Below are 12792 nucleotides of genomic sequence, written 5' to 3' on the forward strand. Positions count from 1 at the left end.
CAAAATATTATCCAGTGTGAAAGATGAGATCACAATAGAATGTTGCATTAAAAATTCTAAACATTATCATTTAATTATCAAGAGATTGAAACTCTTTAAAGCAGATATTTTATTTGGGCCTTTAGTTTTAAAATCTTATATTTGAGTTTTGTAACAACAAAATAACTGACGATGAAATCTCTTTTAAGCCTTCTTTTTATATCCTCAATATTATTGATTTCTTGCAAAAAAGAAATCGAACTTCAGAATAGTACTAGTCCGGCAAACATAGTTCCCTTTACTGAAGTTGGTAAACAAATGCGTAGTCAAGCTTCAACGCCATCTGAAGAACAGCAAAAAACTAATGCGGTCGATCAAAATCAAGCTTCTACAACTTCTAATCCTGTTGCTAAAGGACTAAATCCAGCACACGGTCAACCTGGTCATCGTTGCGAGATCCCTGTTGGAGCTCCATTAAATTCTCCTGTAGCTTCAGCTAAAAATACTCCCGCAACACAGCAAATAACTTCTCCTCAAAATCAGTCGGTTTCAACTAGTCCAGCTGCTACAACACCAATAGTAACAACGCCTACTCCTGAGGGAATGAACCCACCACACGGTCAAACAAACCACAGATGTGATATTGCGGTAGGAGCACCGTTGCCAAAATCATAATTTAAAATAAGGTAAAAAAACCTGAAAGATGACTGAAGAAACTAAGCAGGTTTAAAAGCCTATTTAGAACACAATATTGAGCTAAATTTAATTTCAGAACGTTTTCCAAAGGAATTTAATGAATAAATATCAAACGGCGCATAACAAAAAATAATAACTGCCGCTATCTTCTAACAAAATACTAAAAAAAACCTTAAAAAAGCTCCTCAAACATTCTGATAAACGGAAGCTGAATAGCGTTTTTTTTATTATATAATCATAAAATAACTGACTTACAATTAATTAACACAAATACATTTAGATTAACTTTTTGTTTTCAACTAATTTTGTACTTTTAATATTCCTAAATAATTGCTTTGTTTCGAATAATTGAATCTTCTTAATTTTTACTGTAAGTAATTTAAGTTCAATGTAAATAAACTAATTTATGGAAATAAAAAAAATAATTACTCAAAAAATAACTCCGTGTTTGTGGTTTAATGATAATGCTGAAGAAGCAGTCACTTATTACGCTTCCATTTTTAAAAATTCAATAATTGGAAAAGCAACTTATTACGGTAAAAATGCTCCCTTACCGGAAGGAACCGTTTTAACGATTCCATTTCAATTAGACGGACAAGATTTCTTGGCTTTGAACGGTGGTCCTGTGTTTACCTTTTCGGAAGCCATTTCATTAATTGTTAATTGCGAAAACCAGCCAGAGATTGATTCGTTTTGGGAAAAACTTTCTGAAAGCGGACAAATTCAACAATGTGGGTGGCTGAAAGATAAATTTGGAGTTTCTTGGCAAATTGTACCTGTTGTATTAGGCAAAATGATGCAAAGCGATGATAGTGAAAAATCAAACCGAGTGATGCAGGCAATCATGCAAATGGTAAAAATTGATATCGAAAAGCTAGAAATAGCATATCGTGGCTAAAATAGTAGCTTGACCATCTTCTTAAAAGTAAACAAAGAAATTATCCTATAAATTAAAAACAAATGGCACGATTAGGCGCACACATTTTGATGCAACTGATGCTCCTGAATAAATCGGTTTTAAAGTAAATTTTGGAAATAATATTTATATAAATTTGTAACCAGATACAAGAGCAGAAACGAAAAAATTATTTGATACCCTAGCCCGCTGGAGGAACAATAAGTATGGAACTTCTAGTCATGTTATAGGGCCTATCATCGAAGCTGCACCGACAAACTTGGTATTCAATAGATGTTTAACTGTGTTGAAACACAATATTTTAAGATATGGAAAATAATAATAAAACATTGATAACAGTAGAAACTGTAGTTAATGCACCAATAGAAACCGTTTGGGATAAATGGACAAATCCTGAAGATATTGTAAAATGGAACAATGCTTCAGATGACTGGCATACAACCAGAGCTGAAAATGATTTGAAAGTTGGAGGTAAATTTGTTTCAAGAATGGAAGCAAAAGACGGCAGTATGGGGTTTGACTTCAGTGGAACTTATGACCTCATAAAACGAAATGAACTAATTGAATATTCCGCTGATGACAATAGAAAAGTAAAAATTAGTTTTTCTGATGCTAATGGTAAGACCAAAATTATTGAAGTCTTTGAAGCAGAAAACGAAAACTCAGTAGCCATGCAAGAATCGGGTTGGCAATCTATATTGAATAATTTCAAAGAATATACTGAATCAAAATTGTAAAAAAATCCAAAACTAACTTTAAAAAGTTCATTTAGATGGGGCTTTTTGGTGCATCAAATGCAATATCAATTTTCTATCTTTGCGCCTCTGAAATCCCACAAAATGAACATTAAACTTATTGCTATCGGTAAAACTGATAACAAAGCGTTACAATCTTTGATTGACGATTACACTAAACGTTTGTCTTTTTATATCAAGTTTGATCTGGATATTATACCTGACATCAAAAACGTAAAAAACTTATCTGAAAGTCAGCAGAAAGAGAAAGAAGGCGAATTGATTTTAGCAAAAATAACACCAACGGATCAACTTATTTTATTGGACGAAAATGGAAAAAATTTTTCCAGCGTTGGTTTTTCAGATGAATTACAAAAGAAAATGAACTCAGGTATCAAGACTTTAGTTTTTGTAATTGGAGGCCCTTATGGATTTTCGGAAACGGTGTATGCCAAAGCACAAGGGAAAATTTCGCTTTCCTTAATGACTTTTTCGCACCAAATGGTTCGGTTGTTTTTTATAGAACAATTGTATCGCGGTTTCACAATTTTGAGAAATGAACCCTATCATCATCAGTAAGAATTTTGTAACATTCAGTCACTGTTTTCTGTTTAAAACAACATTCTGCATTTTGGATTTAAAAATTAAGTACTAATATCCTCTTGTCCGAAAAAAGTCTGGAGATAAAAAATTAGCTTAAATTGCATTTAAATTTAAATAACTGAAAATCAGTATTTTAATTTTAAATTATTTGTGTTTTCATTATAAAAAAACTAATTTTATACTTCCTATTGTAGCGCTTTGTATTAGCTCCCTACTAAATCTAAAACCGTTACGAGAATTACTTCACTTTTTTAATAACATTGTTTCTAATTTAGTAACCTTTTAAAAAATTCATTATGAAACGTTCCATTCAATTTTTAGCTATTTTTATCACTTTATCAGGTTTACTTTCTTGCAATAAAAGTGATGATTCTACTCCAACACCAATTATAGTAACTTTTAATGCTACTTTAAACGGTGCCAGTGAAGTGCCTACTACTACTTCTACAGCTACTGGTACTGCGGTACTTAAGTTTAACAAAACTACTAAAACATTCTCGCTAACAGTGACATATAGTGGTTTAACTCCTAGTGGTGGACATATTCATAAAGGAGCGGTAGGAGTTGACGGACCAATTGTTTTTCCTCTTCCTGATTTAACCTCGCCAATAACTTATACAAGCGTTGCTTTAAATGCAACTGAGGAAGCAGACCTTATTGCGAATCTTTATTATGTAAACTTACATACTACTGCCTTTCCCGGTGGAGAAATAAGAGGACAACTTGTCACAACAAATCCAAGTGGCACCGGTGGCGGTGGCGGAGGTGGTGGTTATTAAAATAGAATTTATCACCCTTATAAAACTAAAGGCTTTCTTTCTAAAAAGAAGGCCTTTTCATTTTAAATATAAACCAATAGAAATAAGGTTTAATGATTCTTTTAATCTTTTTTAAGGGATAAATAATATTGTTTCCGTTACTAGACAAAATCTGAATCAACCAAAGTTAGTTCCTGTTCTAATTTTAAAATTTTAAATTTTGCAAGAAATTTCATCTTTAAAATAGCTTTCAAAACTTAAATATTTATCGAAACAAAAGACATATTTATTAGTTTTGTCGCTAGACACTTTATTTAAATTCGCTAGAAGTTCTTCTTTTTTTTACCATAATATTGACGACTACAACAGTATTATTTATGGTAAAATTCGATTTTTTTAACTTGTAATACCCATTTGTAAAAGGAATACAAGTTAATTTTTCACCAATGGTATCAAAAAAAAATAGATTGGCGAATTCATGTTTAGGGATTGATTTTATTAAATAAGGTCACACATTCCATCGCTTCTTTTACATCATGAACACGAAGGATTTTTGCTCCTTTAGTCAATGCTAATGTATTTAAAACAGTGGTTCCGTTTAAAGCCTCTTCCGCATTAAAATCCAGTGTTTTATAAATCATTGACTTTCTGGAAATCCCTATTAACATTGGTAATTCTAATAGGCTAAACAACTCCATTTTTTGAAATACTTCGTAGTTTTGTTCCAGTGTTTTGGCAAAACCAAAGCCAGGATCTATAATTAAATCATTAATTCCAAAACTTCTTGCTTTCGCGATTCGTTCCGAAAAATAGAATACCATTTCTTTTACAATATCGTCATAATTAGTGAGTGTTTGCATCGTCTGAGGATTACCACGCAGGTGCATCATAATATAAGGAACATTGTATTTTGCAATTACCTCAAACATCTTTTCGTCCAGATTTCCTGCAGCAATATCGTTGATAATGGCCGCTCCACTTTCAATAGAGGCTTTTGCCACTTCAGCTCTGAAAGTATCGATTGAAATAATCGTTTCAGGAAAATTTTTTAGAATCAAATCAATGGCAGGAACAATTCTTGAAATTTCTTCTTGTTCCGAAACAAATTCGGCACTGGGCTTGCTGGAATAAGCGCCTAAATCAATGAAAGTCGCCCCGTCAACTAGCATTTTTTCAACTCGAGAAAGTATTTCGTTTTCATTTTTATACTTTCCACCATCAAAAAAAGAGTTAGGTGTAACATTCAAAATTCCCATTACTTTGGGAGTTGACAAGTCGATAAGTTGCCCTTTGCAGTTAATAGCCATTTGTTTACAGTTTTAAAGACTTGAAAATTCTACATTCAAAAAAAATATGTTATTTTTGAAAAAATTTTAGACAAATATACACCAATAATGAAGCATACTTCAAAAGAATATGATACTGTGATTGCGATTTGTCGTTCGCTGTTTATCAATAAAATGAAAGATTATGGATCTGCATGGCGTATTTTAAGATTGCCATCGCTGACTGATCAAATCTACATTAAAGCCCAAAGAATACGAAGTTTACAAGAAAACAAAGTTCGTAAAATTGATGAAGATGAAACAGGTGAATTCATCGGGATCATTAATTATTCTATTATGGCATTGATTCAATTGGAATTAGGCGTAGCTGAACAACCTGATTTAGAGGTTTCAAGAGCAGCCGAATTATACGATGCCAAAATTACACTGACTAAAGATTTAATGGAAGCCAAAAATCATGATTATGGCGAAGCTTGGCGCGATATGCGTGTGAGCTCATTGACGGATTTGATTTTGCAAAAACTGCTTCGTGTCAAACAAATTGAAGATAATAAAGGAAAAACATTGGTATCTGAAGGTATTGATGCTAATTATCAGGATATGATTAATTATTCGATTTTCGCATTGATTTTAATGGGCTTTGGAAATAAAAATTAAAATAAAACTATGAAAAATATAATTACTCAATTCTCCCGAATTTTCGTTGGAATCTTATTTATCATTTCGGGATTAATAAAGTTGAACGACCCAATTGGTTTTTCCTACAAACTGGCGGAATATTTTGGTGAGCCCGTTTTCAATATGCCTTTCTTAGTGCCATTTGCATTAGCGATTGCTTTGTTTTTAGTTATTCTAGAAGTTGTTCTGGGTGTTATGTTGCTCATTGGTTACAAATCAAAATTTACGATTAACAGTTTGTTACTATTAATTGTGTTTTTCACTTTCCTCACCTTTTATTCTGCCTATTTTGATGTTGTTAGAGACTGCGGTTGTTTTGGCGATGCTTTGCACATTACACCATGGCAATCCTTCATCAAAGATGTAGTTTTATTATTTTTCATTCTGGTATTATATTTCAATAGAAAATTGGTGCAACCGTTATTTGGAAATACAGTTCAAAATATTTTGGCTTTTGCAAGTGTTGCTTTATGTGCCTTTATGGGTTACTGGGTTATCAACCATTTGCCTATAATCGATTTTCGACCGTATAAAGTAGGAACTAATATCCAAAAAGGAATGCGGATTCCTGATAATGCCCCAAAAAGCGTAGTCGAAATGGTTTTTATTTATAAAGTAAATGGCGTGGACAAAGAATTTAATGAAAAAGATTTAATGGCGCTGCCTGAAGGAGCCACTTTTGTAGATAGAAAAGACAAAGTAATTACCGAAGGTTTTGTCCCTCCCATTCATGATTTTGCTATGGAAAAAGATGGATCTGATTATAAAGAGGAGTTCTTAAATGAGCCAAAATTAATCCTGATTGTGGCTTATGATTTAGTTCATGCTGATAAAGCAGGTTTAATTAAATTGCAAAAATTGAATCAGGAAGCTAAAGCAAAAGGGTATAAAGTAATAGGAATGACCGCTTCTTCACCAGAAGAAATTGCCAAATCAAAAAAAGAATTCGGAATGACATTCGATTTTTATTTCTGCGATGCCACAGCTTTAAAAACTATCGAAAGAGCCAATCCTAGCATCGTAATCCTTGAAAAAGGAACAATTTTACAAAAAGTGCATTATAATGATATTGCAAATTTGAAGCTATAAATAAAAGGTTTGATATTTTAATTTAAAGGTTTAAAGTTACTGAAACGGGTAATTTTAAACCTTTTACTTTTATTTGTTCCCATAAATCAGATCTAATTTAGCATCATATTTTATTAAAATAGGCATTTAATACAATTAAATAGGCTCGTTTTGAAAGCCCTCCTTTTAATTTATTTCAACAAACACTCTATTTAACAGCTAACTATTACGATTTCACTACTTTTAACATTATAAAAAAATCATTTTTTGTGGCATATCCGTTAAGTATTCAAAATTCGTCAATCTATATTCCCCAATCAAATTGTTTGTTTAACTTTGTTCCAAATTATAAAAAATGAAAAAAATATTCGTATTATTCATCGCTTTCGTTACATTTTCTTGTACGCAAGCTCAAAAAAAAGTATTTCCAAAAGAAGCGTTATCAGAAACATTATTGGCAACCGATGGAAGCCAAGTTGCTTTTAAGAATATTCTAAAAAAACACAAAGGCAAAACTTTAGTAATTGAAGTTTGGGCTTCATGGTGTGGAGATTGTATAAAAGCAATGCCGAAAATTAAAGAATTACAGGCTACTAATCCTGACGTTGCATATGTTTTTATTTCTATGGACAAAGCTGCCGATAAATGGAAAGTTGGTATTGAAAAACACAAATTAAATGGAGATCATTTCATGGCAAATGACCAAATGAAAGGTGCTTTTGGAAAAGCAATTGATTTGGATTGGATTCCAAGATATATCATCATTGACAAAACAGGAAAAATAGTTTTATATCGTGCGATAGAAACTGATTTTGACTTAATAAATCAAACTTTAAAAAAATTGAAATAATAGCCGTAATCATTTCAAAAAAACAACCTAACTAAAATAAAAAACAACAAAATGAGAAAGAAGATTGTAGCAGGAAACTGGAAAATGCATAAAAACGCAGAACAGACTGAAGATTTATTAAATGAACTAATTGCACAAATCCCAACAGAAACGAACGCACAAGTAATTGTAGCTCCGACATTTGTAAACTTGGCTTCTGCAGTTGATCATTTAGAATTTACAAATATTGATGTAGCGGCTCAAAATGTACATCAAGCTGAAAGCGGTGCTTTTACAGGTGAAATTTCTGCTGATATGCTTAAAAGCGTTGGTGTAAATATCGTAATTCTTGGGCATTCTGAACGTAGAGCTATTTTTAACGAAACGGATGCTTTAATTGCTAATAAAGTGAATACTGCTTTGAAGCATGACATGACAGTAATTTTTTGTTTTGGTGAAGAATTGAAAGACCGTCAATCTAAAAACCATTTTAATATTGTTGAAAATCAATTGCGTGATGGTTTGTTCCATATTGAAGCAAAAGACTGGTCAAATGTTGTTTTAGCATACGAGCCAGTTTGGGCAATTGGAACTGGAGAAACAGCATCTCCGGAACAAGCACAGGAAATGCACGAATTCATCAGAGAAACTGTACGTAAAGCTTTTGGAAGCGAAATCGCTGATGATGTTTCAATTCTTTACGGAGGAAGTGTAAAACCAGAAAATGCAAAAGAAATTTTCTCTAAACCCGATGTAGACGGAGGTCTTATTGGTGGAGCTGCTCTAAAAGCAGATGATTTTGTAGCTATTGTAAACGCAATATAATTTTTTACTATAAATAGGAAAAAGGTTTGATATTTTATCAAGCCTTTTTTTTGTTTTAATTCTTCAATAAAAAGAGATAATACTACCTTTGCAAAAAAAATAAACATGTCAAACATTTATATCGGATATCATTTTACCATAGAACCAAAAGAACTTGGTTCAGAAATATTAATTGCTCAATTAGGAGAAAAAGCATTTGAAAGTTTTACTGAAACCGAAACGGGTATTTCTGCTTTTGTTCAAAAGGATTTATGGGACGAAATGATTCTTGATGAAATTCAAATTTTAGAATCGGAGGAATTCAAAATTGACTATACTTTCGAAGAAATAGAGCAAGTGAACTGGAATGAGGAATGGGAAAAGAATTTTGAACCAATTGATGTAGATGGAAATTGTCATGTACGTGCCCCTTTTCACCCCAAAACGGATGCCGAATTTGATATTATAATTGAACCAAAAATGAGTTTTGGAACCGGTCATCACGAAACTACACATATGATGATTCAACATTTATTGGAAATTGATGTTACTGGCTTAAAAACACTTGATATGGGTTGCGGAACAGCAATTTTGGCCATTCTTGCCGAAATGAAAGGAGCTCAACCAATCGATGCTATTGATATTGACAATTGGTGTTATTTGAATTCTATCGAAAATTCGGAACGCAATAATTGTGAACATATTACAGTTTATGAAGGTGATGCAGCTTTGTTGAAAGACAAAAAATATGATTTGATAATTGCTAACATCAATAGAAACATTTTGCTGAACGATATGCAAAGCTATGTGGATTGTTTGAACCCAAAAGGGACGTTACTTTTAAGTGGTTTCTATGTCGAGGACATTCCATTTATTGATGCCTCCTGCACCGAAAAAGGTTTAACTTATGTTAAAAAATTCGAAAGAAACAACTGGGTTTCTTTAAAATACGTAAATTAGTTCTTTATTTTTTTTATTAACAATACAAGTACAAAAAACCTACAAAATGAGTACTAAAGAAAAAGTAAGAGAAAGAGTCAGTGTAAAAGAAATTGTATCGATAGATAACGAAATTATAGTTTATAATGATGATGTAAACACTTTTGACCATGTCATAGAAACTTTAATACGTGTTTGTAATCATACACCAGAACAAGCCGAACAATGTTCGTTGATTGTTCATTACAATGGAAAATGCACCGTAAAGACAGGTCCTTATAATAAGCTAAAACCGCAGTGTACCCAACTATTGGAAGCTGGATTAAGCGCTGAAATTATATAACCGTATTTAAATTAATAGCCTGTTATAGAATTATTACAAATAATTCAAAAAATATATACTTTTATTATATATTTGAACAATACAACAGGCTTTTATGATAGAATACGGAAAAATTTTAGTTTTTGTAATGCCCGTTTTTTTGATATTAATCCTAATAGAAAAAATATATGGTCATTATAAAGGTCCTAATATGGATACTGTTTCAAGCGTAAGTTCTGGAATGGTCAACTCCGTAAAGGATGTTTTAGGGCTTAGTATCACCCTTGTTTCTTACGATTGGATTGCTTCAAAAATTGCACTTTTCCATTTAGAACCTACCGTTCTTGCCTATATTATTGGTTTCATAACTATTGATTTTTATGGTTATTGGAATCATCGTTTTTCGCATCAAATTAATTTTTTATGGAATAAGCATGCCATTCATCATAGTAGTGAAGAGTTTAATTTAGCTTGTGCTTTACGTCAGCCAATATCCAGTTTTGTGAATTTATTTACCTTTTTGCTAATTCCTGCAGCGCTGTTAGGAGTTCCCTCAAAAGTAATTGCGATTACACTTCCCATTCATTTATTTCTACAATTTTGGTATCATACTAAGCATATTAAAAAAATTGGCTTTCTGGAAAACATCTTGGTTTCGCCTTCTCACCATAGGGTTCATCATGCTATTAATCCAGAATATATGGATAAAAATCATTCCCAAATATTTATAATTTGGGATAAATTGTTTGGAACATTTCAAGAAGAATTAGAATCAGTTCCACCTGTTTTTGGAATAACAAGACCCGCACAAACCTGGAATCCTATTCGCATTAATTTTCAGCATCTTTGGCTACTGATAACCGATGCTTGGCGTGCCGAAAAATGGAAAGACAAATTCACCATTTGGTTTAAACCAACGGGATGGCGTCCAGAAAATTTTGAAGAAAAATATCCTGTAAACAAGATTAAAGATGTTTATTCTTTTGAAAAATATGGAACCAAACATTCTAAAAAATTGATGTTTTGGTCGATGATTAAAGCTGTTATTACTTTATTATTTATCAGCTATTTATATAATTTTATTGCCTTCATAGGTTTACCCAATGTATTTATATATGGAGCGTTTATTTTTGTAACGGTATACAGCTACACAGAATTAATGGATACTCGAAAAATTTCAATCTTTTGGGAAATCCTCCGATTTGCTTTTGGAATAGCCATTATTGCTTATTTTGGGGACTGGTTTTCAATGAATCAACTTTTCCCTCATGCAAATTATATAATTATTGGATATCTTACGTTATCCTTAATAGCCACAGTCTACTTTGTAAGTGTAAATTTCGAAAAAGAAACAGTCGAAGTCGCATAATCTTAAAAATAATTCATGAGAAGCACCTTATCTTTTAAAGCCTATATTGGAATTAGTTTCGTTTACCTTTTATTAATTATTTTAGGAAGAGAAGACATTTCGTGGTTTATAAAACCTTTTTTAATCCCTATTCTTATAGTGGCTGTTTATTTTTGTGGAGACTTTCCATCAAAAAAATTTCTTTCAACAGCTTTGACTTTTTCTTGGATGGGAGATGTTATTTTAATGTTTGCTTATAAAGCTGAGATCTATTTTACGATTGGATTGGTAGCATTTCTAATTTCGCATATTGCTTATATTGTATTGTTTAGCAAACAATTACGAATAAATTCATTCAAAAACAAAGCTATTTTCTGGATAGGTATCACAGCTATTATTGTATATTTAGTAGTAATGTTTTTACTATTACTACCAACTTTAGGCGATTTAAAAATACCGGTTTTGGTTTATGCTATCGTTCTATCTACAATGCTTTTATTTGCATTTAAGGGATTTTTAAAATGGAGCAAACCTGCTGGGACTTATATATTACTTGGGGCGTTTATTTTTATAAGTTCCGATAGTATTCTGGCTTTCAATAAATTTTATGAACCCATCTTTTTCAGTTCATTTCTTGTAATGGCAACCTACCTACTTGCACAATACTGTATTGTAGTTGGTATTTTAAAATTAAACCGAAAAAAATAGCATTCCCTTTTTCAGAAAATGCTATTTAAGTTTTAGTGGAATTAATGAGGTAATTTATCTTTTAATAATCCATAAATATAAGTACCCAACAAAGCACCAAAAAGCACTAAGAGTACACTCCAGAAACCAGCACCAATTAGAATAAATATTGGACCTGGACAAGAACCTAAAAGTGCCCAACCTAATCCAAAAAACAATCCGCCAATCAAATAACGGGAAGAACCAGCTTCTTTATCCAGAATTTCAATTGGCTCTCCTTTTATATCTTTTAAATTTTTTCTTTTTATGATTTGGATACCAATTACTCCTGTCAAAATAGCTACGGAAATAATTCCGTACATGTGAAAAGATTGAAATTGAAACATTTCATAAATGCGATACCAAGAAACTGCTTCTGATTTTGTAAGTACAATTCCGAAAACAAATCCCACAATTAAATATTTTAATACATTCATATTCTAAGAATTAAGGGTAATAAAAAATGAGCCATAATCAATCCTCCAACAAAAAATCCTATAACCGCTTTCAAAGATGGAAGTTGTAAATTACTTAAGCCCGATATAGCATGTCCTGAAGTGCAGCCTCCTGCATAACGGGAGCCAAAACCTATTAAAATTCCTCCAATTATTAGAATAAAAATGCTTTTGGGAGAGTGCCAAATTTGGCTACCAAAAAGGGCATCAGGCATTAATTTTCCGTTTGGAGCATCGATTCCCAGTTGTGCTAATTGCGCGATAGTTTTAGAGTTAATTGACACATTTGAGGGATCACTCATATAATGCACAGCCACAAATCCACCTAATATCGCGCCTAAAACTACAACTAGATTCCATCGCTGTTCTTTCCAATCAAAATCAAAAAAAGATATTTTTTTTCCGATTCCTGTCATTCCACAAAGTGATCGTAGATTTGAAGACATACCAAAAGTCTTCCCAAAATAAATTAGACAAAGCATAATCATGCCTATCAAAAAACCAGAAACATACCAAGACCATGTTTTAAAAATAATATCCATATTTAATAAATTTTATGCAAATATATAAAGCAAATTATTCAATCTATGTGAGAAAAGTTACAATATTAAAAAAACGGTATTATAAATTAATATTTGTTATTGTTACAGG

Annotated in this window: 16 protein-coding genes; 13 read left to right on the forward strand and 3 right to left on the reverse strand. The window is 31.9% G+C overall.

Annotation, left to right across the window (positions count from 1 at the left end):
- Positions 1-171 precede the first annotated feature (171 nt).
- From ACM55G_RS12195 to ACM55G_RS12215, 5 genes are all read left to right on the forward strand, one after another.
- A complete protein-coding gene (locus ACM55G_RS12195) occupies positions 172-654 on the forward strand; it encodes a hypothetical protein (protein ID WP_416844386.1) in 483 nt (160 codons plus the stop codon).
- A gap of 427 nt (positions 655-1081) precedes the next feature.
- Positions 1082-1573, forward strand: coding sequence for a VOC family protein (locus ACM55G_RS12200; protein WP_416844215.1), 492 nt, complete (start codon positions 1082-1084; stop codon positions 1571-1573).
- A gap of 326 nt (positions 1574-1899) precedes the next feature.
- Positions 1900-2328 (forward strand): SRPBCC family protein, encoded by a 429-nt coding sequence (locus ACM55G_RS12205; protein ID WP_416844216.1) that lies wholly within the window; start codon positions 1900-1902, stop codon positions 2326-2328.
- Between the two features lie 102 nt (positions 2329-2430).
- On the forward strand, positions 2431-2904 hold the full coding sequence (gene rlmH, locus ACM55G_RS12210; protein ID WP_416844217.1) for a 23S rRNA (pseudouridine(1915)-N(3))-methyltransferase RlmH: 474 nt from the start codon (positions 2431-2433) through the stop codon (positions 2902-2904).
- Positions 2905-3224: 320 nt separating this feature from the next.
- On the forward strand, positions 3225-3707 hold the full coding sequence (locus tag ACM55G_RS12215; protein WP_416844218.1) for a CHRD domain-containing protein: 483 nt from the start codon (positions 3225-3227) through the stop codon (positions 3705-3707).
- Positions 3708-4168: 461 nt separating this feature from the next.
- Here the strand turns inward: ACM55G_RS12215 and folP are convergent, their stop codons facing one another.
- Positions 4169-4993, reverse strand: coding sequence for a dihydropteroate synthase (gene folP, locus ACM55G_RS12220; RefSeq protein ID WP_416844219.1), 825 nt, complete (start codon positions 4991-4993; stop codon positions 4169-4171).
- A gap of 87 nt (positions 4994-5080) precedes the next feature.
- Between folP and ACM55G_RS12225 the strand changes: the two genes are divergently transcribed.
- From ACM55G_RS12225 to ACM55G_RS12260, 8 genes are all read left to right on the forward strand, one after another.
- Positions 5081-5629, forward strand: coding sequence for a DUF1599 domain-containing protein (locus ACM55G_RS12225; protein ID WP_416844220.1), 549 nt, complete (start codon positions 5081-5083; stop codon positions 5627-5629).
- A 9-nt stretch (positions 5630-5638) separates the two neighbouring features.
- Positions 5639-6739, forward strand: coding sequence for a BT_3928 family protein (locus ACM55G_RS12230; RefSeq protein WP_416844221.1), 1101 nt, complete (start codon positions 5639-5641; stop codon positions 6737-6739).
- A gap of 334 nt (positions 6740-7073) precedes the next feature.
- Positions 7074-7568: a TlpA family protein disulfide reductase gene (locus ACM55G_RS12235; RefSeq protein WP_416844222.1), complete on the forward strand. Its 495-nt coding sequence runs from the start codon at positions 7074-7076 to the stop codon at positions 7566-7568.
- A 51-nt stretch (positions 7569-7619) separates the two neighbouring features.
- Positions 7620-8372, forward strand: coding sequence for a triose-phosphate isomerase (gene tpiA / locus ACM55G_RS12240; RefSeq protein ID WP_416844223.1), 753 nt, complete (start codon positions 7620-7622; stop codon positions 8370-8372).
- A 105-nt stretch (positions 8373-8477) separates the two neighbouring features.
- The gene (gene prmA / locus ACM55G_RS12245) at positions 8478-9311 is read left to right on the forward strand and encodes a 50S ribosomal protein L11 methyltransferase (protein ID WP_416844224.1); all 834 of its coding nucleotides are present in this window, start codon (positions 8478-8480) and stop codon (positions 9309-9311) included.
- Between the two features lie 46 nt (positions 9312-9357).
- Positions 9358-9633 (forward strand): ATP-dependent Clp protease adaptor ClpS, encoded by a 276-nt coding sequence (locus ACM55G_RS12250; RefSeq protein WP_416844225.1) that lies wholly within the window; start codon positions 9358-9360, stop codon positions 9631-9633.
- 94 nt (positions 9634-9727) lie between these two features.
- Entirely contained in the window at positions 9728-10981 is a 1254-nt protein-coding gene (locus ACM55G_RS12255; RefSeq protein ID WP_416844226.1) for a sterol desaturase family protein, read from the forward strand.
- 15 nt (positions 10982-10996) lie between these two features.
- The gene (locus ACM55G_RS12260) at positions 10997-11668 is read left to right on the forward strand and encodes a lysoplasmalogenase (RefSeq protein WP_416844227.1); all 672 of its coding nucleotides are present in this window, start codon (positions 10997-10999) and stop codon (positions 11666-11668) included.
- Between the two features lie 41 nt (positions 11669-11709).
- On the opposite strand, the gene ACM55G_RS12265 is transcribed toward ACM55G_RS12260, so the two are convergent.
- Both ACM55G_RS12265 and ACM55G_RS12270 read right to left on the reverse strand, forming a co-directional pair.
- Complete coding sequence (locus ACM55G_RS12265) at positions 11710-12123, reverse strand: DUF6691 family protein (protein ID WP_416844228.1); 414 nt, start codon at positions 12121-12123, stop codon at positions 11710-11712.
- Positions 12120-12683, reverse strand: a complete 564-nt coding sequence (locus ACM55G_RS12270; protein ID WP_416844229.1) for a YeeE/YedE family protein — start codon at positions 12681-12683, stop codon at positions 12120-12122. Before ACM55G_RS12270 ends, ACM55G_RS12265 begins: the two co-directional genes overlap by 4 nt.
- Positions 12684-12792: the final 109 nt, after the last annotated feature.

The sequence above is a fragment of the Flavobacterium algoriphilum genome, assembly GCF_048158655.1.
In the GTDB taxonomy this organism is placed as follows: Bacteria; Bacteroidota; Bacteroidia; order Flavobacteriales; family Flavobacteriaceae; genus Flavobacterium; species Flavobacterium algoriphilum.